General features: G+C 47.0%; 21 protein-coding genes, 3 tRNA genes and 1 riboswitch. Of the genes, 15 read left to right on the top strand and 9 right to left on the bottom strand.

All coding sequences use genetic code 11. From position 1 onward, the window contains the following. From A3GK_RS11610 to A3GK_RS0107695, 7 genes are all read left to right on the top strand, one after another. A partial coding sequence (locus tag A3GK_RS11610; protein WP_211205461.1) for a hypothetical protein occupies positions 1–217 on the top strand: 217 nt, incomplete at its 5' end. Positions 218–732: 515 nt separating this feature from the next. Next, entirely contained in the window at positions 733–1,158 is a 426-nt protein-coding gene (locus tag A3GK_RS0107720) for a hypothetical protein (protein WP_018028884.1), read from the top strand. 216 nt (positions 1,159–1,374) lie between these two features. Further along, positions 1,375–2,118, top strand: coding sequence for an MlaE family ABC transporter permease (locus A3GK_RS0107715; protein ID WP_018028883.1), 744 nt, complete (start codon positions 1,375–1,377; stop codon positions 2,116–2,118). A gap of 6 nt (positions 2,119–2,124) precedes the next feature. Continuing rightward, positions 2,125–2,853, top strand: coding sequence for an ABC transporter ATP-binding protein (locus tag A3GK_RS0107710; RefSeq protein ID WP_018028882.1), 729 nt, complete (start codon positions 2,125–2,127; stop codon positions 2,851–2,853). A gap of 12 nt (positions 2,854–2,865) precedes the next feature. Beyond that, positions 2,866–4,581, top strand: a complete 1,716-nt coding sequence (locus A3GK_RS0107705) for a glutamine--tRNA ligase/YqeY domain fusion protein (protein ID WP_018028881.1) — start codon at positions 2,866–2,868, stop codon at positions 4,579–4,581. Between the two features lie 6 nt (positions 4,582–4,587). Beyond that, on the top strand, positions 4,588–5,982 hold the full coding sequence (locus A3GK_RS0107700; protein ID WP_018028880.1) for a peptidylprolyl isomerase: 1,395 nt from the start codon (positions 4,588–4,590) through the stop codon (positions 5,980–5,982). Next, on the top strand, positions 5,946–7,691 hold the full coding sequence (locus A3GK_RS0107695) for an OstA-like protein (protein ID WP_155799470.1): 1,746 nt from the start codon (positions 5,946–5,948) through the stop codon (positions 7,689–7,691). The genes A3GK_RS0107700 and A3GK_RS0107695 overlap by 37 nt, the downstream gene beginning before the upstream one ends. Before the next feature lie 363 nt (positions 7,692–8,054). On the opposite strand, the gene A3GK_RS0107690 is transcribed toward A3GK_RS0107695, so the two are convergent. From A3GK_RS0107690 to A3GK_RS0107680, 3 genes are all read right to left on the bottom strand, one after another. After that, a complete protein-coding gene (locus A3GK_RS0107690) occupies positions 8,055–8,750 on the bottom strand; it encodes an energy transducer TonB (protein WP_018028878.1) in 696 nt (231 codons plus the stop codon). 152 nt (positions 8,751–8,902) lie between these two features. Continuing rightward, positions 8,903–9,580 carry a zinc metallopeptidase gene (locus A3GK_RS0107685; protein WP_018028877.1) on the bottom strand — a complete coding sequence of 226 codons (678 nt, stop codon included), beginning with the start codon at positions 9,578–9,580 and terminating at the stop codon, positions 8,903–8,905. 21 nt (positions 9,581–9,601) lie between these two features. Next, positions 9,602–10,885: an adenylosuccinate synthase gene (locus tag A3GK_RS0107680; protein WP_018028876.1), complete on the bottom strand. Its 1,284-nt coding sequence runs from the start codon at positions 10,883–10,885 to the stop codon at positions 9,602–9,604. 512 nt (positions 10,886–11,397) lie between these two features. Here A3GK_RS0107680 and gltX point away from each other — a divergent pair. After that, a complete protein-coding gene (gene gltX, locus A3GK_RS0107675) occupies positions 11,398–12,909 on the top strand; it encodes a glutamate--tRNA ligase (RefSeq protein ID WP_018028875.1) in 1,512 nt (503 codons plus the stop codon). An 84-nt stretch (positions 12,910–12,993) separates the two neighbouring features. Here the strand turns inward: gltX and A3GK_RS0107670 are convergent, their stop codons facing one another. From A3GK_RS0107670 to A3GK_RS0107650, 5 genes are all read right to left on the bottom strand, one after another. Continuing rightward, positions 12,994–14,535 carry a ComEC/Rec2 family competence protein gene (locus A3GK_RS0107670; protein ID WP_018028874.1) on the bottom strand — a complete coding sequence of 514 codons (1,542 nt, stop codon included), beginning with the start codon at positions 14,533–14,535 and terminating at the stop codon, positions 12,994–12,996. 35 nt (positions 14,536–14,570) lie between these two features. After that, positions 14,571–15,221: a ribulose-phosphate 3-epimerase gene (gene rpe / locus A3GK_RS0107665; protein WP_018028873.1), complete on the bottom strand. Its 651-nt coding sequence runs from the start codon at positions 15,219–15,221 to the stop codon at positions 14,571–14,573. A gap of 3 nt (positions 15,222–15,224) precedes the next feature. After that, positions 15,225–17,465 (bottom strand): RelA/SpoT family protein, encoded by a 2,241-nt coding sequence (locus A3GK_RS0107660; RefSeq protein ID WP_018028872.1) that lies wholly within the window; start codon positions 17,463–17,465, stop codon positions 15,225–15,227. 249 nt (positions 17,466–17,714) lie between these two features. After that, the gene (locus A3GK_RS0107655; RefSeq protein ID WP_018028871.1) at positions 17,715–18,125 is read right to left on the bottom strand and encodes a DUF4332 domain-containing protein; all 411 of its coding nucleotides are present in this window, start codon (positions 18,123–18,125) and stop codon (positions 17,715–17,717) included. Between the two features lie 159 nt (positions 18,126–18,284). After that, entirely contained in the window at positions 18,285–19,019 is a 735-nt protein-coding gene (locus tag A3GK_RS0107650) for a glycosyltransferase family 2 protein (protein ID WP_018028870.1), read from the bottom strand. Between the two features lie 49 nt (positions 19,020–19,068). Between A3GK_RS0107650 and A3GK_RS0107645 the strand changes: the two genes are divergently transcribed. The 7 genes from A3GK_RS0107645 (at position 19,069) to A3GK_RS0107610 (ending at position 24,048) form a co-directional block, all read left to right on the top strand. Then, positions 19,069–19,140, top strand: a tRNA-Arg gene (locus tag A3GK_RS0107645). 192 nt (positions 19,141–19,332) lie between these two features. Then, positions 19,333–19,522, top strand: a riboswitch (cobalamin riboswitch). Positions 19,523–19,716: 194 nt separating this feature from the next. Beyond that, a complete protein-coding gene (locus A3GK_RS0107640) occupies positions 19,717–22,023 on the top strand; it encodes a TonB-dependent receptor (RefSeq protein ID WP_081605323.1) in 2,307 nt (768 codons plus the stop codon). Between the two features lie 490 nt (positions 22,024–22,513). Then, a complete protein-coding gene (locus A3GK_RS0107635) occupies positions 22,514–22,975 on the top strand; it encodes an MgtC/SapB family protein (protein WP_018028868.1) in 462 nt (153 codons plus the stop codon). Positions 22,976–23,151: 176 nt separating this feature from the next. After that, positions 23,152–23,421 carry a 30S ribosomal protein S15 gene (gene rpsO / locus A3GK_RS0107625; RefSeq protein WP_018028866.1) on the top strand — a complete coding sequence of 90 codons (270 nt, stop codon included), beginning with the start codon at positions 23,152–23,154 and terminating at the stop codon, positions 23,419–23,421. 132 nt (positions 23,422–23,553) lie between these two features. Next, positions 23,554–23,625, top strand: a tRNA-Glu gene (locus A3GK_RS0107620). Positions 23,626–23,661: 36 nt separating this feature from the next. After that, entirely contained in the window at positions 23,662–23,919 is a 258-nt protein-coding gene (gene rpsT, locus A3GK_RS0107615; RefSeq protein ID WP_021903612.1) for a 30S ribosomal protein S20, read from the top strand. A gap of 57 nt (positions 23,920–23,976) precedes the next feature. Continuing rightward, positions 23,977–24,048 (top strand) — tRNA-Glu (locus A3GK_RS0107610). A gap of 79 nt (positions 24,049–24,127) precedes the next feature. Here the strand turns inward: A3GK_RS0107610 and A3GK_RS0107605 are convergent. Continuing rightward, positions 24,128–24,709, bottom strand: a complete 582-nt coding sequence (locus tag A3GK_RS0107605) for a thiamine phosphate synthase (RefSeq protein WP_018028864.1) — start codon at positions 24,707–24,709, stop codon at positions 24,128–24,130. Between the last annotated feature and the right edge of the window lie 156 nt (positions 24,710–24,865).

Below are 24,865 nucleotides of genomic sequence, written 5' to 3'. Positions count from 1 at the left end.
AGTTGGACGGTCCGAATACTATCTTTATTCATATCATTATCAAACAGAATACGATACAAAATTAGTCAATTCCGAGCAATTGGGAGGGGTATTAAGGAGAGATTGCTATTTTTTGTCTCATAATCCTGATTCGCAGGGCTACGCATTTGAAGTTAATGACCCTATTGAGAATGTTGCACAAAGTGCCATTCTCGCACATTTGCTTCAAATGTGCTGAGACTTTGCACGAAGGATGAGATGCAAGGCGCTGAGGATGAGGACGAAGGGAGCGTACTTATGTACGTGACCGAGGCCCGAATTCCGAAAGCAACGCAGCAGATCGCCTTCGTGCAACAGTCTCTAAAATATAGGGGAAAGTAGTGGCCCAAAAAGCCAATTTATAACAAACTGATATTCAACACCATATAAAATCGAAAACTGAGTTGCAACTAAGCAAATGCTGAGTTGCAACAAAGCAATTGCTTAGTTGCAACTAAACTTTTGACCACTTAGCTGTTGCTTTTTTAGGCAGTTGTACGAAGACCATTAGCCCCCTTATTTGTGGTATCGATTTATCCGTGGATGTTAATTATGAACACAGAGTAACAGTCTCCTTATTCATAAATACCCCGATAAATACCACTTTCAAGACTATTCTAATGCGTAACCCTGACGTTAGAGCTGGTTCTAGGATAGGAATGTATGGTTTTTTCGTATCTTTGTTGTATCTATCCCTATTGATAGAGTCTGTTTATGACTGGTCGTATTATCAAGATTATTCCCCTGTTCCTCCTCCTTTGGCTGGCGGTATCTGGCTGTAGCTCTCTGGATGAGTATTACAATAAGGGGAAAAGAGTCCACAAGAGCGTCACTTCTCTAGAGTTGGGAATGACAAAGTCAGAGGTGCTGAAGGTCATGCGGTATGGGCCCGACTTTGTCAATAAGGAGGCACTGGACGAGGGTGTGCGTGAGATTTTAGTCTATCGAGGTTCTTATCAGCCGTACGGATGGATGAGTGAGCCTGTCCCGATGGTCTATCACTTGGTACTTGAGAATGGCGTGCTGGTGGTTGTAGACTCCGACAAGGACTACGAGCAGATACATATCAATGAGCGTCGGCGCTACGAGGAAGCGCAGAAAGAGGCACTGAAAGAAGCGGAGAAGAAAAAGGCGGAATAGCGGCTCTCCTCATTACCATATACATTATGGAAGGGAATGTTGCACAAAGTGCCGTTCTCGCCTGTAGCAGCAGATATACGAGTTCTCAAAGTAGCGATATAATCAAAGTAACCCCTGCTTTGATTCGCAGGTGGTACTTGTCAGTTGTCTCTAAATTGGTATCTTTGTGGGTATTATGTTTTTGATGATTAGTGATAGGTATTGACTTGATATCAGATGGGTATTGCTCTTGAACGCATAGGTAGTTACGTACAATTGCTGAGGGAGGTTTTTAAGCGTCCCCAGCGCCATCGTATGTTTCTTCGCGAGCTGATTCGCGAAGTGTATGTGCAGGGCGTTGGCTCCATTTGGATTGTGGTATTGGTCTCTTTCTTTCTAGGAGCTGTACTGACGATGCAATTGGGGATCAATATGAGCCACCCATTGATCCCAAAGTTCACAATCGGGTATGCCACTCGCGAGATTGTACTCTTGGAGTTTTCGAGCACCATTATGTGTATGATCTTAGCTGGCAAGTGTGGCAGTAGCATTGCGAGCGAAATTGGCACGATGCGTATTACCGAGCAGCTGGATGCGATGGATATCATGGGAGTGAATTCGGCCAACTATGTGATTCTCCCCAAGATTATTGGTATGATGATCTTTGTGCCAGTATTGGTCATGATCAGTATGTGTGTCGGCTTGGGGGGTGGTTACTTGGCTTGTCTGCTTTCGCCCAACATCCCCATCAGTCAGTTTGAGTCTGGGCTTCAGCTTTTCTTTAAGCCCTATAATATCTTTTACTCGGTGGTGAAGAGCCTTGTGTATGTATTCTTTATTGCCTCCATTGCCTCCTACTTTGGATATTATGTGAAGGGCGGAGCGTTGGAGGTAGGGCGTGCTAGTACCAAGGCCGTGGTGATGAGTAATGTGGCGATACTCATTTGTGACTTAGTCCTCACTCAATTAATGCTTGTGTAGAGGGATATGATAGAGGTACGTGATCTACATATGAGCTTTGGGCATAAAGAGGTGCTGAAGGGGGTGAATGCTACCTTCAATCCTGGTGAGTGCTCCTTGATCATTGGCAAGTCGGGAGTAGGCAAGACGGTATTGATGAAGTGCGTCATTGGACTACTGGAGCCGACTAAAGGGTCTGTGTCCTATGACGGCATTGAGCTACAGACCCTATCTCCTGAGGAGACGCGCCTATTGCGTCAGAAGGTGGGGATGCTCTTTCAAAACTCAGCTCTCTTTGATAGCATGAATGTGATGGAGAATGTGCTCTATCCGCTAGATATGTTTTCGGATGAAAAGGGAGCAAGTAGACGAGCAAGGGCTAAAGAGTGCTTGGAGCGTGTGCAGCTCTATGATGCTCGCTACAAATATCCAGGGGAGATCAGTGGGGGAATGAAAAAGCGTGTGGCGATCGCTCGTGCCATCGCCCTAAGGCCACGCTATCTATTTTGCGATGAGCCAACGAGTGGCTTGGATCCGGAGACCTCCAAGATGATTGACATATTGTTGCGGGAGATAACATTGGAGGATCAGATGACCACCATTGTCAATACCCACGATATGAATTCGGTGGCAAATATCGGAGACCATGTGCTATTTGTACAAGGCGGAAATATATGGTGGGAGGGGAAAGGAAAGGACATTGAAAAATCAGACGACGAGGTGCTCAAAAACTTCGTCTTCATCAGTAAGTTGTAGAGAATATAGATTATGAATAAGGATGTGAAGCCTACTGGGGCAGAAAAGAGTGTGACTGAGAAGTCACTCAACTTTATTGAGCAAATCGTGGAGGAGGATATTCGGAATGGACTCAATGGAGGTCGTATCCAGACGAGGTTTCCACCAGAGCCCAATGGCTATCTCCATATAGGGCATGCCAAGGCGGTATGCATTGACTTTGGGATTGCGGAGAAGTACAATGGTGTTTGTAACCTGAGGTTCGATGATACCAATCCTGTGAAGGAGGAGACGGAGTATATTGAGGCAATCAAAGAGGATATCCATTGGCTCGGATTTGAGTGGGGCAATATCTACTATGCTTCGGACTACTTCCAGGACCTATACGACTTTGCTATCCGTTTGATTAAGGAGGGGCACGCCTATGTGGATGAGCAGACTTCCGAGCAGATAGCTGCCCAAAAGGGAACCCCTACCCAGCCAGGAACCCACAGTCCCTATCGAGATCGGCCTGCAGAGGAGAGCTTGGAGCTATTTGAGAAGATGCGACACGGAGAGATCCCCGAGGGGGCGATGGTGCTACGTGCCAAAATCGATATGGCCAACCCTAACATGCACTTCCGTGACCCTGTTATTTACCGTGTGATTCACCACCCACACCACCGCACAGGTAAGGAGTGGAGTGCCTATCCTATGTACGACTTTGCCCACGGGCAGAGCGACTACTTCGAGGGCGTAACGCACTCTATCTGTACGCTCGAGTTTGTGGTGCACCGCCCTCTCTACGATTACCTAGTGGAGCTACTTAAGACAGATGAGTACCGACCACATCAGTACGAGTTTAATCGCCTCAATCTTACCTACACGATGATGAGTAAGCGTAAGTTGATGGAGCTAGTGACAAGAGGTCTGGTACACGGTTGGGACGACCCACGTATGCCTACCCTTGTGGGGTTACGTCGGAGAGGCTATACCCCTAGAAGTATCCGCAACTTTATTGATATGATAGGGTACACCAAGTATGATGGTACGGTCGATATGGCGATGCTGGAGAGCGCCGTGCGTGAGGATCTAAATAAAGTGGCCGATAGAGCTGCCGTGGTGATGGATCCTATCAAGCTAGTGATTACCAACTATCCCGAGGGGAAGGAGGAGCAGATGAGGGTGCTCAATAATCCCGAGGCAGAGACACCTGAGCATCACGAGATCACCTTTGGCCGTGAGCTATGGATCGAGCGTGAGGACTTTATGGAGGATGCTCCAAAGAAGTACTTCCGGCTCACCCCTGGCCAGGAGGTGCGACTGAGAGGTGCCTATATCATTGAGTGTACTGGCTGCAAAAAGGATGAGGAAGGCCGTGTAGTTGAGGTTTATGCTACCTACGATCCTGAGAGCAAATCGGGAATGCCCAATGCCAATCGTAAGGTAAAGGGAACCATCCACTGGGTAAGCACCGCTCACGCTCTTCCTGTAGAGCTAAGGATGTACGACCGCCTCTTTATGGTGGAGGACCCTGCATCGGCCGATGCTGAAGACCTTGCCGAGCTGATCAATCCAGATAGCGAGCAGATTATCCCTGTGGCTTATGCCGAGGATTGGCTTCGTGATGTGCAGCCTGAGCAACACTTCCAATTTGTCCGCAAGGGCTACTTTACAGTTGATAAGGATAGCACTCCAGATAAGTTGGTATTCAATCAAACAGTTGGTCTGCGTGATGCGTGGGCAAAGAAAAATGCAAGTAAGAAATAAGTAGTTATGAATAAAAGTGTTATAACCTCGGTGATCTCTGTGGTTGCCTTTCTCTCACTCTTGGGAGCTTTTGCACCAAAGGTCTATGCCCAAAGTAGAGCCAATGTAGTGGATGAAGTGGCGTGGGTGATCGGCGACGAGACCATCCTTCTCTCCGATATTGAGCGTCAGCGTCTCTACTACGAATCTACGGGTCAACGTATGGAGGGCAATGCCCGCTGTATCATTCCTGAGCAGATGGCGATACAAAAGCTATTCCTTAATCAGGCACAAATAGATAGTGTCTACCCCAATGAACAGATGGTCACAGCAGCAGTTAATCAGTGGCTTGATGCAGTGGTCAATGAGGTGGGCAGCCGTGAAAAGGTAGAGGAGTACTTTGGTCGCAACTTCGCCCAAATCCGTGCCGAGCGTCGCAAGGTGGTGAGCGAGGAGTATGTGATGATGCAGATGCAGCAGAAGCTGGTGGGCGATATCCAAGTCACTCCATCGGAGGTCAATCGCTTTTATGATACAGTCAATCGGGATAGCCTCCCCTTTATGCCTCTTACGGTAGAGGTACAGATTGTGACCCAGGAGCCAAAGGTACAGGTGAGTGAGGTGGACCGAGTGAAACAGAAGCTGATTGAGTATAGCGATAAGATCAGTAAGGGCGAGATGAGCTTTGAGACCGTTGCTCGTATCTACTCAGAGGATGGCAATACCGCACTCAAGGGTGGCGAGATGGGCTTCGTAGGAAGGGCAGAGCTTGAACCAGAGTTTGCCAACGTTGCCTTTGGTCTGCCCGATAATGACAAGGTATCTCGAATCGTGAAGACTGCTCGTGGCTACCACATCATGCAGCTGATTGAGAAGCGTGGTGATCAAATCAATGTGCGACATATCTTGCTCCGCCCACATGTGGATGGTGACGAGCTAACTGCAACGACCAACCGCATGGATTCTATCGCCCACCTAATCCGTGTAGATAGCTTGCCCATTGAGGTAGCGGCCAAGTACTATTCGTATGACGAGGATAGCCGTCTCTCCAATGGTCAGATGGTCAATGCCAATCACCAAAGCCAGTACTACGGCACCTCTCGCTTTGTGATGGAGGATCTACCTCAGGAGGTTTCTGCCCAGGTGGCAAAGCTCCAGGAGGGAGAGATTTCTGCTCCATTTACAATGCTTGATAAAAACAATAATACTGTGGTGGCGATTGTGAAGCTCAAGAAGCGTGTCCCTGGTCACCGAGCCAATGTGGTTGATGACTATCAAGTGGTAAAGGGCATTGTGCTACAAAAGAAGCAAGATGAAACCCTCCATGAATGGATCAGGGAGAAGCAGAAGAAGACCTACGTACGAATTAGTCCAGAGTATCGCCAATGCGAGTTTCAATATCCAGGGTGGCTGGAGCAGTAGCCCTCCTGCTACTTTTTATCATTTCGTCACGGGGTAGTAGCCTATCATTGAGGGCTACTACTGCCGTGACTTCTTTGTATCGCGACACGATAAGTAACCCAACTGCCGGCAAAGAGCGTATTTTTATTGAGAATGTCGACCTCTGGAAATACGATCGTGATGTAGATACTTTCGCACAGCTGCTGGTGGGCAATGTGGTACTTCGCCACAAGGATGCGACCATGTACTGCGATAGCGCCAAGCTCTATCAGGAGCAGAATAGATTTGAAGGCTTCGGATCAGTGCGTATTGAGCAAGGCGATTCACTCGAGATCACTTGTAATTATATCGATTACAATGGGATGAACCTCCTAGCACGCCTGCGAGAGTCGGTGGTGATGAATCATGGAGATAACCACCTCTATACCGATAGTCTTGACTACGATCGCAAGACCGGTCTTGGCTACTACTTTGATACCGGATCGGTTGCTGATACACTTAATGTACTTAGCTCTACCTACGGCACCTACGATACCAAGAGTAAAAAGGTGGTGTTTGAAGAAGATGTGGTGTTGGACAACCCCAATTTTAAGCTCTATACCGATCAATTGAATTATGATACAGAGACCAAACTCGCAGATATTGTGAGCCCCTCTCGTATCGTGGGGGATAGCGGAATCATCTATACCTCTAGGGGAACTTATGATACTGAAAATGACCTCGCCTATCTGATGAATCGGCCAGTAATGGTCTCTGGAACTCGATGGATGACGGGTGACTCGCTATTTTACGACCGTGCAGCAATGCGAGCAGAGATGTACCGCCATATCCAGATGAAAGATACTGCCCAGCAGGTGGCTCTATTTGGCAATTTCGCAGTTTATCATGAAGACATTGGCTATGGTTTTGCACAAGATAGTGCTTATATCGTGGAGTACTCCAGTGAAGATACCCTCTATATGCATGCCAAACTGATGGAGATGATCAAGGCCGACTCGGTGAGTAACCTTTTTAAGGGGATAGGCAATGCCCGCCTCTACCGCTCCAATGCACAAGCGGTAGCCGATTCTATTATCTACAATACTCGCGACTCGGTGATGGTGAGCTACGGGAAGCCATTTATCTGGAGTGGAGAGTCGCAAGTGACGGGAGATACGGTGTCGCTATTTATCCATAATGGGGAACTAGATTATGCTCACATTAGGGAAAATGCCTACCTTTCTAGTAAGGTGGATGAGGAGAAGCACTTCAATCAGATGCGGGGTAGAGAGGTACTGGCTTACTTTTCCGACCAGCAGATGGACTCGGTCTGGACCCGTGGCAATGCCGAGGTGATATACTATAGTCTTAATCCCGATAGCATCGCTACAGAGCATGTCAAGGCACAGTGCAGTGAGATACTTATGCAGTTTGAGGAGAAGGAGCTAAGCAAGGTGAAGCTGATGGGACGGCAAGTTGGCACCGTAAGTCCAGTGCTGCTGATCGACGAAAGTCAGCTCTACTATCCCGACTTCGTCTGGTTCCCCGAAGGGCGCCCCACCAGCTTCCTAGATATCTTTAGAGAAACCCCCAAACCAGGAGGTGCAGCTAAAGACAAAAAGGAGGAAGCCGAGACCCCTCCGAATCAAGAGAAGGAGGCTCTAGCAGCCTCGGAGTCAACCGAAATCACCCAAGAAGAGGCCCCTAAAGAGGAATCAAAAGAGGAACCAACAGAGGATCCCAAAGAGTAACCTCCTTCACCTTAAATACCACAACGTAAAAGGATCTCCCTTCGGAGGTCCTTTTCTCTTGGACCCTTATCGGACAAGTCAGACAGGTCAGACAAGTCGGACAAGTCGGACGAAAACCTCTACCAAGGTTTGAGTAAATGTGAAGGTGCTCTACTGAGATCCGATTGTCTTGTTCGACTCGTCCGACTCGTCCGACTCGTCCGACCTGTCCGATAAGGCACCCCCAAGGGAGCACTCGCAAGGCTGCTCTCAAAAGCATCATAGCAGATCGCCTTGGTGTGACGATCTCTATATAAAGCGTGGGTCGTGCGAGATATGTCTCACACGACCCACGTATTACTTACGACTTAGTCGTTGTTATTATTACTGTAGCCTAAACTGTACTGGCAGTGTAAAACGTGCACGCACTGGCTTACCGGTTTGCATACCTGGCTTCCACTTAGGCATCTTGCCTACCACACGCATTGCCTCCTTATCAAGGTTAGGGTCTACACCTCTCACGATCTTAACGTTGGAGATAGATCCATTAGGCTCTACCACGAAAGAGACCATCACACGACCTTGGATATTATTCTCTGCTGCGATTGGTGGATAGTTGATGTTCTTTGATAGCCACTTCATCATCGCAGCTTGACCACCTGGGAACTCAGGCATCTCCTCGAGGTACTCAAAGATATGATCATCAGCCACCTCTTCTCTCGCCCTTTGTGTAGGTGCTGGAGGAGTAAAGGTTTGTTGTAGCTTGTTTGCAGCATCATCCACAGAAGCGATGGTCACATCGGCCACCTTTACGTCGTCCTCCACGATCTGTAGATTCTCAACGACTACAGGAGTTTCCACCTCAGGCTCTGGAGGAAGTGGTTCTTCCTCTTGTGGAGTGATTTGGATATCCTCCACTTCCTCAATGACGAAGTTTCTATCATCCTCAGCCACCACTACATCTTTATTGCCCCATTCGAAAGCAACGAAGACTGCAGCCAAGGCAACGACCAAACCCATCAGGAAGTATAGCCCCTTGCCATTTTCCAGATTTGCTCTGTCCGTCTTTTTTTGTCTCATAAGTTATTCGGTCTTAGTATATTGTAATCAATTATTCAAAGCCACCAGAGGATAATTTGGAAGCTCGCGACACGTGTTATAGAGCTTTTTCACATTCCTCTCTACAAATGTACACATTTTATTGATACCCACAAGTAAATTGAGGATAATTTTTATCTACGACTGCTATAAATAGTCAAGTAGTAGAGCAAAGTAGCTATGGAGCCAATAGCAGCAGCAAAGTAGGTGTAGGCAGCTGCTCGGAGTGCTTTACTAGCTTTTGGCTGTTGCTCGTAGCTGGTTACACGGCTTCGCTCTAGCCATGCCAAAGCCCTTCTACTGGCATCTACCTCCACTGGAAGGGTAATGATACTAAATAGCGTAGTGACACCAAATAGGATAATCCCAGCGAGCAGAAGCTTGGGAAACACATTTAGCAAAAGGATGCCAGCAATCAGTACAATATTGACAATGCTAGATGAAAATTGCACCACAGGCACTAAGGCCGAGCGCATCTTCAGTGGTGCATATCCCATTGCATGCTGGAGGGCATGCCCTGTCTCATGAGCCGCCACCGCTGCTGCCATCACACTATTGCTATTGTATACTGACTCGCTTAGGTTGATGGTCTTATCCAAGGGATTATAGTGGTCTGTAAGCTTTCCACGGGTTGATAACACCCGGACATCCGTCAGACCATTCTCCATAAGCATTCTCTCCGCCACCTCTCGACCTGTGAGGCCGCTATCTAGACGCACCTGAGAATACTTTTTGAATACACTTTGGAGGTTCCACTGGACCAACATGCCCAGAATCATCACCCCAAACATCAATATATAAGCTGTAGGCATACCCTGTAATCTGCTATATTATTATTTACGAATAATGGTTTGAGCCCTATCTGGCCCTACCGATACTATATAAATAGGTATCCCTAGGTACTCTTCAATAAACTTGAGGTACTCTCTAAATTCAGTGCTAAACTCTGCCTCACTAGTGCAGGAGGTCATATCTTGTTGCCACCCCTTAAAGCTCTTGTAGACAGGCTTCACCTCGTCCGACAGTTCAAAAGGCATCTCAGTGGTCTCCTTGCCATCCACTTCATACGCAACGCACACCTTGATCTCTTCAAATCCATCAAGTACGTCGCTCTTCATCATGATAAGGTCGGTAACGCCATTGAGCATAGTGGTATACTTAAGTGCCACAAGGTCTACCCAACCACAGCGACGCTTACGACCTGTAACAGAGCCAAACTCCCGACCTACCTCGCAAATCTTGTCGCCCGTGGCATCAAAGAGCTCGGTAGGGAAAGGACCGGCACCCACTCTCGTGCAGTAGGCTTTGAATATACCAAAAACACGTCCGATGTTTCTAGGGGATACACCTAGGCCAATGCAAGCACCAGCAGCAACGGTATTGGAAGAGGTAACAAAGGGGTAAGAGCCGTAGTCAATATCCAGTAGTGAGCCTTGCGCTCCCTCTGCTAATACAAGCTTATCGTGAGAAAGGGCATCATTCACCTTCGCCTCGCCATTAACCAATTGGTACTCCTTGAGATACTCCAAGGACTCCAGCCACTCCTGCTCATTCTCGGCATAATCAGGTGCTTGTGTCTCAATGGAGTAATTGAGGCCCTTTAACTGAGCAAAGTGGCGCTTCTTGATGGCCTCAAACTTTGCAGGGAAGTCGGGACTTAGGATATCGCCCACCCTTAGGCCGTTACGGCTCACCTTGTCGGTATAGGTTGGGCCAATCCCTTTGCCAGTGGTGCCAACCTTCTTATCGCCTTTTGCCAATTCATTGGCGGCATCAAGCAGTCGGTGGGTAGGGAGTATCAAGTGTGCCTTCTTGGAGATCAAGAGGCGATGCTTGAGATCCACACCACTCTCCTCTAGCGACTGTGCTTCATCTCTGAATAGCACAGGGTCTAGCACTACTCCATTACCTATTAAGTTGGTTTTACCGCCCTGAAAAACTCCAGAGGGGATGGATCTAAGCACGAACTTCTTATGGTCAAATTCTAGAGTATGTCCTGCATTTGGCCCTCCTTGAAAGCGAGCCACCATGTCATACCGTGGTGTGAGCACATCTACCACCTTCCCTTTTCCTTCGTCTCCCCATTGGAGACCAAGTAGTACATCTACCTTACTCATAAATTTATATCTTGTAAAAACAAACCCTCCGCTTATTACCTTACAAATGTACACATAATTCATAAGAATAGCCAAAATCTGAGCAATTTGAGAGTAACGAATGCGTAGTCCCGTTCGTAACTGAGGTCAAATACTCACAGCGACATTTTTGATACCATGGCCTCCTTTCGAAAACCTAGACGGTTTGGCTCACCTTCGTACAACAATTTTCGACCTCAATAAACCCATGGGCTAAGAGGGCAAAAGTTGAGATGCAACTAAGCGATCGGCGAGTTGCATCTCGGCAATTGCTTAGTTGCATCTCGCCGATTGCTTAGTTGCATCTCGACAAACGCTTTTGTATAACACTGTTTTCCAATCAATTACAAGATGGCTATGTGGCCCTATTTTAGGTGGATTTTATGTCTGGCTCTTATACCGCACAATCTCGCATGGGAGGGGGTGGCGTTTTTGAATGTGGCAGTGATTTTGTACCTTTGTTGTAAATAACAGATTTGATACACATATATAATATGGTGAGAGTAAGGTTTGCACCAAGTCCTACAGGTGCACTTCATATTGGCGGTGTGCGTACAGCACTTTTTAATTATCTCTATGCTCGCCACCACGGTGGCACGATGGTGCTTCGCATTGAGGATACAGATAGCAAACGCTTTGTACCAGGAGCGGAAGAGTATATCATTGAGGCCTTGCAGTGGCTTGGCATTGAGATTGATGAGGGCATTGGTACCGACCATCAGCCCTACGGCCCTTACCGCCAAAGTGAGCGAAAGGAAATCTACCAAAAGTATGTGCAGCAGTTGCTGGATGCTGGCAAAGCTTATTATGCTTTTGACACTGTAGAGGAGCTGGAGGCTGCACGAAAGGAGTACCCCAATTTCAGCTACGATGCCACCACACGTGAGCAGATGCGGAATAGCCTTTCGCTCCCCAAAGAGGAGGTCGACCAGCTCATCAATAGTGGCGCCGAATATGTAGTGCGCTTTTTAGTAGAGCCCAATAGAGATGTAGAGGTCAATGACCTGATCCGTGGCAAAGTAGTGATCAATTCATCCATCCTTGATGATAAGGTACTCTACAAGAGTAGTGATAGCTTACCCACCTATCACCTTGCCAATATTGTAGATGACCACTTGATGAAGATTACTGAGGTGATCAGGGGTGAGGAGTGGTTGCCTAGCGCCCCACTCCATGTACTACTTTATGAGGCGTTTGGGTGGCAGGAGAGTATGCCTAGGTTTGCACACCTCTCCTTAATCCTCAAACCTACGGGTAATGGTAAGCTCAGCAAACGCGATGGCGACAAACTCGGTTTTCCTGTATTTCCACTTGAGTTCGTCGACCCAAAGGATGGCACTATTTCCACAGGATATCGCGAACAAGGGTATCTTCCCGAAGCTGTGATCAACTTCCTGGCTCTCCTTGGCTGGAACCCTGGCACAGAGCAAGAGATTTTCTCTATGGAGCAGCTGAAAGATGCCTTTTCTCTAGAGAGGTGTAGCAAGAGCGGTGCCCGCTTTGACTTTGAGAAGGCTAAGTGGTTCAACCACCACTATATCCAGATGATGTCGCTAGACCAATTACTCCCCATTGTGCGTCCAATGCTCGAAGCAGAGGGCATCGAAGCTAGCGATGAGAAGCTCAAGGAGGCGATTGCCACCGCACAGGAGAAAGTACAATTGCTCCCCGACTTTGTACGGGAGGTGAAGTATCTATTTGTAGCGCCTACCACTTTTGAAGAGAAGGGAATGAAGAAGCATTGGAAGGCGGAGACACCTGAATACCTGCGGATGATCATTGACCTACTCAAGGGGCTAGATAAGGGGGCATCTCAGGAGACTATTGAGCAGGCACTTTACGACAAGATAAAGGGAGATGAACTACCTATGGGTCGGGTGATGAATGGGATCCGTATGGCTCTGGTAGGCGAAGGCCGTGGCGCTAAGATCCATGAAATCATCCATATTCTAGGCATTGAAGAATCGATTCGACGCATAGAGTATGCGTTGAGCGTTAATGAATAATATTAGCTGAGATCACTGAAAAGAGAACGCCCTATGTCTTTACCGACATAGGGCGTTCTCTTTTAACAACCGTAACGACTTGGATTAAAGCTCCTCGTGAGATGGGTGAGTAATTCTTGCAATCTCTACTTGGCAGGTGTAGCTATGCAATAGGCGGTATGCGAGGTAAGCTATGAGGTAATAGAGGGCGAGGGCAATGCCATCAAACTGGAGGGTGAGGCTCATTGGATCGTGACTAAAGAGTGAGGTGACCGAGTGCATCCACCCAGTCATGAGCCGGAGCATCTCTAATAGGAAACTAGGCACCCAGTCAAAAATAGCAGTAAGCAAGAAGGCAACTAGTGCCAAGGGGATCAGTAAGCTGCTGATAAATACGAGGGGGATATTACTCCAAATAAATACAAGTGGAGCGGCTCCAAAGTTATAAAATAGGAGTGGAAGTACTCCAATCTGTGCCGCCACAGCAAGGCAGATGAGGTCTCTAAGCCACTGGAGAAGTCTATTGGTAGGGTTAAGCAACCTTTTGAAGAGGGGGAAAAAACTATAGATGCCCCAAACGGCGGAAAGACTTAAGAGTAATCCGATACTATAGTAAGCAAAAGGATTGATCACTATAAATACCAAGAAGACTAGTGAGAGGAGCTGAATGGGGTCAGTGGGTCTGGTAAGCACTTTTCCACCAATAAGAAGGGCGCTCAATAGGAAGGCTCTGACGGTAGCCGTGGAGGCTCCAGAGAATAGAGTGTAAGCGAGAAGCACTATAAAAAGGAGGAGGTAACGGAGGTACCGCCACTCATATTGCCAAAGTGCCCATCCAATAAGTAGGCTAGCTATCCACGCCACCACACCTAGGTGATAACCACTAAGTGCCAATAAGTGAGCCACGCCCGAATCGGTAAATTGCCGTTTCAGACTAGAGGGGAGCAGTGAGCGGTCACCAAGAGAGATGGCATAGATAAGTCCCCTACCCTCCCACGGTATGTAGTCAGAGGCGAGTGTCTCAAATTGATGCCGAAGGAGATAGCGCCAGTGCTGAAGGATACTTGTCAGAGGTTTATTGGACATCGGAGCTAATGTCTCAATGCTCTGAATGGTGGCCGTAGCATGAATTCCCTCACTGATGAGATACTTTCGATAGCCTTTATTCTTGAGTGCGCTGAGTGGTGAGAGATCAAGTGCTGCCACCCCTTCGGCTCCGTAGCTATTCGCCTCATTGATGGTGCTGGAGCCAGGCACTCTAAGCTGCACATTGATCCATTGACCATTGGGGAGCTCTACCTTTGCCCGATACCGAATTTCACTCTCGGCACTAGCGATGAGGGGATAAAGAAGTTTTACTCTAGCATGACTTACGCTGCAAGGCTGAAGAATTTGCTCATATCTAGCACCCCTAAGATGGGTATACAGACCGAAGGCGATGGCGATGAATAGGGTCCAAATCAGCAACTCTGCCTTGATCTTTTTGAAAGGATAGAAAAGCAACACCCCGATCACAACAACCAGGGTGATGCTTATCGCAAAGAGGTAGTCCGACTGGGCAATCAAAGCACCCAATAAGACCCCTATCACCAATCTGAAAGCTGGACGATGGGTATACTCAATCCTAGGGACTAGCAGTGATGACATGGAGAGGTAGCTCTGTGGTGTGGCACGCCTCTCCTCTATACCTCTAAAAGCCTTTCGATAGTTTTCTGAGGATCCTCGGAGCCAAATACGTAGCTTCCCGCCACCAAGGCATCTGCTCCGGCATCAAAGAGCTGCGCTGCTGTCTCAGCGTTCACTCCGCCATCTACCTCAATCAGCACCTCTAGTCCCCGCTTCTCAATCATTTTTTTAAGCCTTACCGTCTTATCAAGTATTTGAGGGATAAACTTCTGTCCTCCAAAGCCAGGGTTAACCGACATCAAGAGTACTAGATCAAGATAAGGGAGTAGGTCTTGGAGTAGCTCTACAGGGGTGTGGGGGTTCAGGACCACGCCAGCCTTCATGCCAGCATCACGTATCTGTTGCATCGCTCTATGCAAGTGGCGCGACGCCTCGTAGTGCAGCGTGAGGACGTCCGCTCCAGCATCCGCAAAAGCGGTGATATAACGTTCTGGTTGCTCTATCATTAAATGGACGTCAAGGGTCTTAGTCGTAGCTTTGCGGATAGCTTGGACTACAGGTAGCCCAAAGGAGATATTGGGCACAAATAGCCCGTCCATAATATCCAAGTGTATCCACTCTGCTTTGCTCTGGTTGAGCATCTCTATATCACGCCCGAGGTTTAGAAAGTCCGCCGATAGCACGGAGGGTGCAATGATTCTTGCCATGTCTTAAAGTATTGGTTTATTGGTCAGTATTTGTATGTGAAGGATATCATTTTCGTCTTTTAATCGACGAATGAGATAATTCAGCTCTGTAATATTAGGAATACGTATGCGTAAAGTACCGATAGCCCGATCAATGGAGCTAGAGAAATGAATCTCTATCAAGGGAACTCTCAAATCTCTAATGGTGCCGAGGACATTGTGGACAAAACCATCCTGATTAACTCCCTCCACCTCTAGAGTAACTCCAAAGTTGGAGTGGATATGAGGACCCCATGCCACCGCCACGATTCGGTCACCATAAGTGGCTTTGAGCTGCATAGCAATTGAGCAACTCTTTTTATGTACTTCCACTTGGTCTTTATGATTCAGTATCCCATCTACCTCCTCCCCGCAGATTGGTTTACAGCAGAGAGAACGGATATAATTTCTACGGCCATCCCTCGCCTCTAGGGTATAGAGTTTTTTGCGGTCCTCCGGAGCGATGCTAGGTACCTGGGTCTCATCCGAATCGAGCCACAACTGGCGGTCTTCGCTCATACGATTTCCCTTGTGCCGATCCTCTATTAATTGCTTGGTCAAGTCATCGTCTAGCGAGACCTCGCCCGACTGTACTGCGAGGAATAGATGCTCGGGTGTAGGGTAGCTCAGCACATGCCCAAAATTAGGGACCAAATCTCCCAACGCATACCCCTCTCTGTGGAGATGGGCTTCGAGAAGGTTTCGACCTCTTTGGATCTGCTTGGTACGAACATTACTCAGGTAATTACGAATATAACGCTTGGCTTGTGGACTAGTAACATACTCCAGCCACTCCTCTCTCGGCTGTACCTTAGAGGCAGTGAGCACTTCTATCTGGTCACCACTGTGAAGGGGATAGTCGATATTAACCATCACATGATTGACCTTGGCACCAAGGCAATGATCGCCATACTCTCTACCTAGTTCATAAGCGAAGTCGAGCACAGTGTACCCTTGAGGTACTCTCAATTGGTCTCCCATCTTGGTGAATATCAGCATCTCCTCCGTGGTAAACTTGTACATCATTGTCTCGTAGTCGTCCGATGCACTAGGTCCAGGATTGCTGAGGAGTACCCTCACGTTATTGAGAATATTTTGCTCTATTTCGTCGATCTCCCCAGGGTGCTGCTTGTATCTCCAATGTGCTGCCAGTCCTCGCTCCGCCATTTCATGCATTCGCTTTGAACGGATCTGCACCTCTACCCACTCTCCGAGGGGCCCCATAACAGTGATGTGGAGGGCTTGATAGCCATTTTCCTTAGGCTTGGTGAGCCAATCTCGAGTGCGGTCGTCCTTAATCCTAAAATGCCGGCTTATGGCTCGATAGATCCTAAAGCAATCATCGTATTCGGTATCATTACGAGTCGGCTCAAACACAATCCGGATGGCAAATAGGTCATAAATCTCATCAAAGGATAATTGCTTGGTCGTCATCTTTTTCCAGATGGAATAGATGCCCTTCATCCGATGCTGAATTTCGTAAACTAACCCAGTAGCTTCGAGGTCTTCGCGCACTTCGGCATAGAATAGCTGAAAGAGCTTGGAGCGCTTGGCACCGCTGCGCTCTATCTCCTCCTGTATCTCGATGTATTGCTGAGGATGGTCGTACTTAAGTGAAAGGTCATTGAGCTCACTCATAATATCGTACATACCCAGTCGCTCTGCGAGTGGAGCATAGAATAGGCGTGTCTCGGAGGCGATCTTTGCTTGCTTTGCCAATGGCATACTTCCTAGCGTACGCATGTTATGCAGACGGTCAGCAATCTTGATAATAACAATCCGCATATCATTATTGGCCGTCAGAAGGAGGTGACGGATATTTTCGAGCTGGGCCGAAGCATTCTCCTTACCCATCATCATCTCCGCCAAAATCTCACCAGAGAGCTTGGTGAGCCCATCCACAATACGAGCAATGGTAGGGCCAAACATATCACGGATATCCTGCACTGTATATTCGGTATCCTCCACCACATCGTGCAAGAGCGCCGAAGCGATGCTCGTGGAGCCCAGCCCTATCTCATTACAGCAAATGCTTGCTACTGCGATAGGGTGTAGGATGTAGGGCTCTCCACTCTTGCGCTTTGCCCCCTCGTGTGCTGCACGTGCCAGATTAAAGGCCTTGCAAATAACATCGGTGCGCTTCCGATGGTTTGAATTGAGGTAATCAGCCAGCAATTGATCAAAAGCTGATTGCACCACTACTCCATAATCCTGCTCTGACTGCATACTTATCTAATATAGGTCTTGTATTCCATACCTTAACAAAAGTACACAATTTTAATGAGATAATATAGCTATGACCAATTCGCCCTAGACAAAGAGGCCATAAGATCATCTGCAAAATATAGAGCTACCCCACTAGTCACACAATAATCACTGTGCGACCACTAGGGTAGCTAAATCAATTTGCTCATCTCCTACAGGCGATTGGCTCTGCCAGCCTCACCTGTATGCTATATGAGCAACGTTGCTAAATCAATACTCTAAACCTCTTGGAAGAGCCTTAGCAGTTTCGATCCACTTTTGAACCGACTTAAGAGGTGGGATACGACGCACTAGCTTTTTAGAGTTATTGACCTCCTCCATCTTCTGTACAAGGTTCTCGGCATTTCTATTGGCTAGCTCCTTAACTGTATCAACGCCAGTAGCCTCTAGTAGCTCGGCATACTGAGCTCCAACGCCTTGGATACGGAAGAGATCCACATGATTAGCCCATGTAAGTATCTTATCCTCATTAATGCCAGTCGCACCGGCCAATTCTTTTCTCTGCTTCTTGGTCTTGGTTGCTTTCAGTAACTCGTCAGTTGTTTTGATACCTGCCTCTCTAAGCTTCTGACCAAAAGCTGAGCCAATGCCCTCTATCGTTTCAATCTTGTAATTTGCCATAGTAATAATACTTTCGTTTTTTGTTATTGAATTATTTGTAACTATCTCTTTTCCACAAATGTATAGAATATATTTGACTTAAGCAGCCTATTACCCTACTCTTTTTGAACCGCCAATTTATGAGATGATGCAACACACCTTTGGATCCACTACTTGATGCTATTTCAATAACCACCGAAATGCAAAGAAGAGATGGGCAAAAAGCGTCTTTACCCACCCATAGTGGCGACCCATTATCTTGAACCGCTCCTTGAGAGAGGCACGGTGATTTCGAGTGGTAGCTCCTTCCGAAAGGTAATCTGTCAGGATCAACCGACTATTATAGGTGTGCTGAGCATTTGACAAGATATTAAGGCACCAATCAAAGTCGCTGGAAAAGCGGTAGCCAAGATTATAGCATGGCACTAAGTCTCTACGTGGATAGAAGGATTGGTGACAAACCACCATCCCCTTTAAGAAACTGCGATAGGTAAGCTGCTCTGGGGTACTCAGGCGTCGGGGTCTGAGGAACTGTCTATTTTCATCGACGATATTTGTTTCTCCATAGATCACATCAGGCAAAGGGCTCTTGATCTGAGCAAAGACCGCTGAGAGGGTAGTTGGAGAATGAAAGGTATCACCAGCATTCATAAAACAGAGATAATCGCCTGTAGCTGCCTTAATCCCCTTATTCATAGCATCGTATATCCCTCTATCTGGCTCACTTATAAAGAAGTCAATATTACCTTGGTACTGATCAATCAGCGCCACGGTACCATCAGTAGAGGCGCCATCCACCACTATATATTGAATATGAGGATAGGTCTGGCTTGCTACCGATTGGAGTGTATGCCCTATCTCTCCTGCCGCATTATAGCAGACGGTTATCACACTTATAGATATCTTTTCTTGCATATCAAGAATAATAATGGTAATTTTGCACCACGCATCTTCGTGCGTAAATGGCCTCGTAGTTCAACGGATAGAACAAAAGTTTCCTAAACTTTAGATATGGGTTCGATTCCCGTCGGGGCTACTTTCTTTGCTCCACTTGGTATCGCTAAGCTACCAAGAGGAGCTTTTTTATTATGACCACTGCAAAGGTACCATAATCTAAATGATTAGTGGCCACTCAGGGTTGCGATATATTCTGTATGATTTACTAAATAATATCCCACAAACGACTGAATTAACACTTAGAAACTCTTTGGATTGGATTATTTAGTATACTTGCAAAGGTTTAGGAGGTGTAAGGGAATTTGGTACGCCATTAAACAGGCAAAGCCAAAGCTGAACCCGCAGCCGTATTTCCAATTGAGTGTATCCATAGCCACTGTACAGAAGTAATGTATGGGAAGGCGAGGAGAAAATCCCAGCACTGGAAGAGCCGGAAGACCTACCTCTTGAGCGTTGTTACTTTAGGCGACATTTGTATAGATGTGTAGGCTTTCGGGAAATTAAGGCCTGTCTAAGTGAGGTATCTCAGAGGTGGTGTACCCAAATGGCACCGTGACCCTCTCTACCCTCTTGCTTCTTACAATCTATAGTCTGCTCGCTTAAGGTATGAGCATGATTGGTATTTTATATTTACATATTATTAATTGTAAGAAGTATGAGAAAACTAATGACTTCAATTATGGGTGTAGCACTGGCTTTGGCTCCAGCACTATTTGCGAGTGCTCAAGACAACTCGCTAACGCCATCTAGTTTGGATAGCGTGCAGATGACTCAGACCATCAATGAAGTGGTAGTGAGTGGTCTTCGTATCATGAAGCCAACTGAGCTTGGAAAGATCTCGGCCCCTGCTCGCCAGCTGCCTATGACCACCTCCATCATTACCTCAAAGGGGATTCGTGCCTTGGGGGTTAATGAGATCACCGAGGTGACCAACCTACTCCCTGGCGTGACTGCACACAAGCAGTATGGCGCTTTCCACATGGTGATGCTAAGAGGTATCATGAACACCTTGATGCTGAATGATGGTATGCGTGATGACCGTGCCTCATTTTGGCAAAGTGCGCCTATCACTGGCCTTGCTTCAGTAGATCGTATTGAGGTGATTAAGGGTGCTGCATCGCTACAGGGTGGCCACTCCGCACTTGGTGGATTGGTGAATATTGTGCACAAAAAGCCTACGTTCACCCCAACCACCAATGTACGCTTCTCCTACGGTAGCTATGGGACAGGAAGGGCAGCCTTTGGCTACTCCACCGGTTTAAGCGACAATTTTGCAGTTCGTGGCGACCTTGAGGCAGTCTACTCTGATGGTTGGCGACAAAACTACGAGCGGGGTATCAATGGTGCAATTGCCTTCCGCTGGCTTCCAGCAGCTGGTCAGATACTAGACTTTGCTGTAAGAGCCAATAGAGACAACTACCGTGGCGATTATGGCCTCCCAATTCTTCCCCAGGACGTCGCCCACGTAGACGATCCAACGGATATCATCAAGGGAGGCTGGATGAACCCCAACCTACAGATAGATAGAGCCTACTCTGCCGACGCTGATGATCTAGCACACAAGTCAGTGCTTGCTGACCTCCAGTACCAGTGGAACTTCGGCGAAGGGTGGAAATTAAGCGAGCACCTGATGGGCTCTTGGGACGACATCTTCTACTACTCCACAGACGAAGTATTCTACGCCAAGAGTGAGCAGCGACTCCCTGGATACGACTACACCTATATGGGTACAAAAGAGGTCAATGGCCAAAGAGTACCTGTAAGGATGTACCTTGATCCCAATAAGGTAGGGCACGGTCAATTCTCATTTGCCTACACCACAAAGGCCCTTCAAAATCAATTAGAGCTGACCAAAACCCTAAATTGGGGCAATACCAAGCATGACCTATTGATCGGCTACAACTTTGCCCTCATGGATATGGATCGCCGCCATGGTGCTACTTGCTCGGGCGAAGGAACACTACCTGAGCACAAGGTGGTAGATGTAGTTAACCCACAGACCAATCAAGGTGCTATCAATATTGACTACTTCAGGGTACGCCAGCTCTATCGTGATATTAGCCATAGTCTCTACCTTCAGGACTTCATGACTTGGGGCAAACTCAACTTGATGGCTGGTGTGCGTATGGAGTATGTAGATCGCAAGTTCACGCAGTACCAAACCGCTGATAGCGATGTAATGAAGGCTAAGGATCCCAGCTTTACCAATCCTACTAAGACCCCTTATGCTACCTACCGCGTAGGTGCAGTCTACAACTTCACTAAGGACTTCAATGTATTTGCTGCCTCTTCCAGCTTCTTCAAACCACAGCTTGTCAAGCAGTCTGGATTTGATTATGTGGATAAAAATGACCAGCCAATGAAATTAAGTGATGTGGCTAAGGTAAAGCCAACTACCGGTATACAGTATGAGATGGGCTTCCGCTTTGGTGATCAAGAGTACTTCTCCGTAGAGGCGAATGTTTACTATATGAAGACCAAAAATGTGCTGGCATTTAAGAAGGGTGATGATAAGCTACTTGGCTACTTCGCAGACAACCAATCCATAAAGGGTTTTGAGGTAGATGCCTTGATCACCCCTTGCAAGTACATCCAGCTATCAGCCAATTATACCTACTCCGATTCAAAGGAGAATGGCGATAAGCAAGTAGGTCTAGTACCTCGCCACAAAGCCTTTGAATGGCTGATGCTACAAAACACCTTTGATAATAACCACCACGTGATGCTTGGCTTCGGACACGAATTTATGGGCACAAGATTTACCGATGGTGGCAACGAATATTCCATTCCAAGCTACAACGTATTCAACTTTATGGCCAGATATAGCTACGACAGATATGGCATCCAACTAAATCTCAATAACATTGCCGACAAACTCTATTACGAATCAGCAGTAAGCTCCTTCCAATTCATCCCCGCAAAGGGACGCAACGTGACGGTAACGCTTACCTATGACATCTAAGGAATAACATAAGAGTAAAGAATGTGGGGGAGCCTCTCTATAGGGGCTTCCCCACTCTTTTTTTTGAGAATAACACTTCGTGCAGCAGTCTCCTAATAGTAGGGCAAAAGTTGAGATGCAACTAAGCAATCGGCGAGTTGCAACTAAGCAATTGCCGAGATGCAACAAAGCAAACGCTTAGTTGCATCTCGGCAAACGCTTTTATATGACACTGAATTTCAATTAGTTATAAAACAGGCCTCTTTAACCCTATTTTAGCCTATTTTTTCACCTTATTTTCGCAGCTAGAAACCCCAAAATGGGAGTGTACCTTGGGTGGTTAAAAAGGATTCGATACTGGATAATCCTCGAAAAGAAGAGACCTACGATAGGCTCCTCTGAGGCGTAAAACCCGCAGCCAAATCGTAGTTATTACGGAATGTGGCAATAAGTTATTATATTTACAGAAATGTGAAATCCAATAACTAGAAAACTATAATCAAATCAATATATGAGTACACTTGACTTCGCATTGCGCCTATTAGCTGCCATCGGAGCGGGCTTTATCATCGGTTTTGAACGTGAATGGAGGAGCAAGTCAGCGGGATTACGAACCATCACCTTGGTAACCATTGGTGCATCTCTCTACGTGCTTCTCTCCATCATGATTACAGATGCCAAAGGAGGCGACGTATCACGAATTATCGGACAAGTAGTCACAGGTATCGGCTTCCTTGGTGGTGGTATCATTTTTAAGGAAGGGGTGAGTGTGCGTGGACTCACTACGGCGGCTACCGTATGGTGTAGCTCCGCTATAGGTGCGCTAGCTGCAGGTGGCTTCTTTTACGAAACACTATTAGGCACCCTTGCCATCTTGGCAGTCAATATCATCCTTGTCCCTATGAATGACTTCATCCATTCACTGAGCCGGAAGTACGAAACCAAATCACACAGTAGCTACGAAGACGAATAATGCGGCTTTGGGAGAGGTGCATACCATGGCTAGAATCCACGCTGCAGACAAAACAGGAGAAATATTTCCCAGTATTTATATTTTTTGGTACCTTTGCAGTCGCAACTGCCTTAGCGAAGGCCTAGCCGAGTGCTAGAGCGTTGCAAGTGTTTAACTATTATATATTGAGTAGAGTTATGTACTTGAATTCGGAAAAGAAGCAAGAGATCTTCGAGAAGTACGGGAAGTCCAACACTGATACTGGATCCGCTGAGAGCCAGATAGCATTGTTCTCATACCGTATCTCGCATTTGACTGAGCACATGAAGTCAAATAAAAAGGATCATAACACCTCCCGTGCACTCAAGATGTTGGTTGGTAAGCGTCGTCGCTTACTTGACTACCTAATGGAGAAGGACATTGAGAGGTATCGTGCTATCATTAAGGAGCTAGGCATCCGCCGTTAATAGTAGCGACACAAGATATTTCGGCAGTAATTTCGCCCATAGTTTTGTGGATTGAGAAATTATTGGTATCTTTGCCAACGCAAAGTTAACGAAGTGTCTTTGTAGAGACTAAAGCGGATTTTGCTTTTAGCTGGCCCATTCGTCTATCGGCTAGGACGCCAGATTCTCATTCTGGAAAGAGGAGTTCGATTCTCCTATGGGCTACAAGTTTTATAATTTTGAAGTAAGTAACTAAGAGATATGGCAAATCATAAGTCTGCGCTTAAAAGAGTAAGACAAAGCAGTACTAGGCGTGTTAGAAACCGTTATTACGGCAAGACAATGCGTAATGCTGTTCGTGACTTCCGCGCACTTACCGATGCTAGTGAGGCACAGAGCAAGTTGCCAGAGCTGAATTCGATTATTGATCGTCTAGCATCAAAGGGTAGAATTCACAAGAACAAAGCAGCGAACCTCAAGAGCTCTCTTGCACAGCATGTTAATACCCTAGCTGTCTAAACGCAGTAGAGTAAAGGATTGAGGGCTGACTATAAGTAGCAAAATATTTTTAGGTTTGGCCCATTCGTCTATCGGCTAGGACATCAGATTTTCATTCTGGAAAGAGGGGTTCGATTCCCCTATGGGCTACAGGAATACATCAATTGGATACATCCATTGACTAAGAACTCTTTTAATAGGATCTCTAACGAGGTCCTATTTTTTTGTACTAATACTCCAAGGAAAGATAGGTTTTGAGGTGGTCAATGGGATTGGCAGATGGGAGGCGATTCCAGAAGTCGCCAAGGAGGGCAATACCTCCGAAGGGGATACCGTGGAGCAGTGGCTGCCTCTCTAGTGAGATACCTCCAAGAGCAATCACCTTATCATCAATAATAGAGGAAGCACGTAACTGCTCAAGCGAGAATTGGGCAGGATAATTGGGCTTGGAGATACTATTGAATATAGGACTTAGAAAGAGATAGTCCATCTGCTCGTGGTACCGCTTCACCTCCTCTAGTGAGTGGCAAGAGATGGAAGCAGAGAGTCCGATTGGTCGTTTAGAGAATGGGTGTCGTCGGTTGAAGTGTAACCCCGCCACTGGATATTCACTGGCGAGCTGATGGTGATCATGCAATACTATTTTAGCTAAGGCTTCGGAAGAAAAACAATCCAAAAAGGCTCTGGTCTCCCCTATCGACCAATGGGGTCTCCTGAGATGACAACGATAAAGTCCCACTTCAAGGGCTTCCGAGATGATCTCCTCCTCGTTTTCGTAGGGCTCTTCTGGGGTAATGAGGATCACTTTCATAGTCAATAAAAGAGGTGTGCCAGACCTAAATGGAGACTGTTGCACGAAGGCGATCTGCTGCGTTGCTTTCGGGATTCGGGCTCGGTCACGTACGTGAGTACGCTCCCAGCACCCTCACCCTCAGCGCCTTGCATCTCATCCTTCGTGCAAAGTCTC

Source organism: Porphyromonas somerae DSM 23386, assembly GCF_000372405.1.
GTDB lineage: Bacteria > Bacteroidota > Bacteroidia > Bacteroidales > Porphyromonadaceae > Porphyromonas_A > Porphyromonas_A somerae.
The sequence above is the reverse complement of the archived record's forward strand: the minus strand, read 5'-3'. Positions and strand labels throughout refer to the sequence as shown.

Coding starts and splice junctions, on each gene's coding strand:
- A3GK_RS0107720 (WP_018028884.1), top strand. CDS start 733: ATGACTGGTCGTATTATCAAGATTATTCCCCTGTTCCTCCTCCTTTGG.
- A3GK_RS0107715 (WP_018028883.1), top strand. CDS start 1,375: ATGGGTATTGCTCTTGAACGCATAGGTAGTTACGTACAATTGCTGAGG.
- A3GK_RS0107710 (WP_018028882.1), top strand. CDS start 2,125: ATGATAGAGGTACGTGATCTACATATGAGCTTTGGGCATAAAGAGGTG.
- A3GK_RS0107705 (WP_018028881.1), top strand. CDS start 2,866: ATGAATAAGGATGTGAAGCCTACTGGGGCAGAAAAGAGTGTGACTGAG.
- A3GK_RS0107700 (WP_018028880.1), top strand. CDS start 4,588: ATGAATAAAAGTGTTATAACCTCGGTGATCTCTGTGGTTGCCTTTCTC.
- A3GK_RS0107695 (WP_155799470.1), top strand. CDS start 5,946: ATGCGAGTTTCAATATCCAGGGTGGCTGGAGCAGTAGCCCTCCTGCTA.
- A3GK_RS0107690 (WP_018028878.1), bottom strand. CDS start 8,750: ATGAGACAAAAAAAGACGGACAGAGCAAATCTGGAAAATGGCAAGGGG.
- A3GK_RS0107685 (WP_018028877.1), bottom strand. CDS start 9,580: ATGCCTACAGCTTATATATTGATGTTTGGGGTGATGATTCTGGGCATG.
- A3GK_RS0107680 (WP_018028876.1), bottom strand. CDS start 10,885: ATGAGTAAGGTAGATGTACTACTTGGTCTCCAATGGGGAGACGAAGGA.
- gltX (WP_018028875.1), top strand. CDS start 11,398: ATGGTGAGAGTAAGGTTTGCACCAAGTCCTACAGGTGCACTTCATATT.
- A3GK_RS0107670 (WP_018028874.1), bottom strand. CDS start 14,535: ATGTCATCACTGCTAGTCCCTAGGATTGAGTATACCCATCGTCCAGCT.
- rpe (WP_018028873.1), bottom strand. CDS start 15,221: ATGGCAAGAATCATTGCACCCTCCGTGCTATCGGCGGACTTTCTAAAC.
- A3GK_RS0107660 (WP_018028872.1), bottom strand. CDS start 17,465: ATGCAGTCAGAGCAGGATTATGGAGTAGTGGTGCAATCAGCTTTTGAT.
- A3GK_RS0107655 (WP_018028871.1), bottom strand. CDS start 18,125: ATGGCAAATTACAAGATTGAAACGATAGAGGGCATTGGCTCAGCTTTT.
- A3GK_RS0107650 (WP_018028870.1), bottom strand. CDS start 19,019: ATGCAAGAAAAGATATCTATAAGTGTGATAACCGTCTGCTATAATGCG.
- A3GK_RS0107640 (WP_081605323.1), top strand. CDS start 19,717: ATGAGAAAACTAATGACTTCAATTATGGGTGTAGCACTGGCTTTGGCT.
- A3GK_RS0107635 (WP_018028868.1), top strand. CDS start 22,514: ATGAGTACACTTGACTTCGCATTGCGCCTATTAGCTGCCATCGGAGCG.
- rpsO (WP_018028866.1), top strand. CDS start 23,152: ATGTACTTGAATTCGGAAAAGAAGCAAGAGATCTTCGAGAAGTACGGG.
- rpsT (WP_021903612.1), top strand. CDS start 23,662: ATGGCAAATCATAAGTCTGCGCTTAAAAGAGTAAGACAAAGCAGTACT.
- A3GK_RS0107605 (WP_018028864.1), bottom strand. CDS start 24,709: ATGAAAGTGATCCTCATTACCCCAGAAGAGCCCTACGAAAACGAGGAG.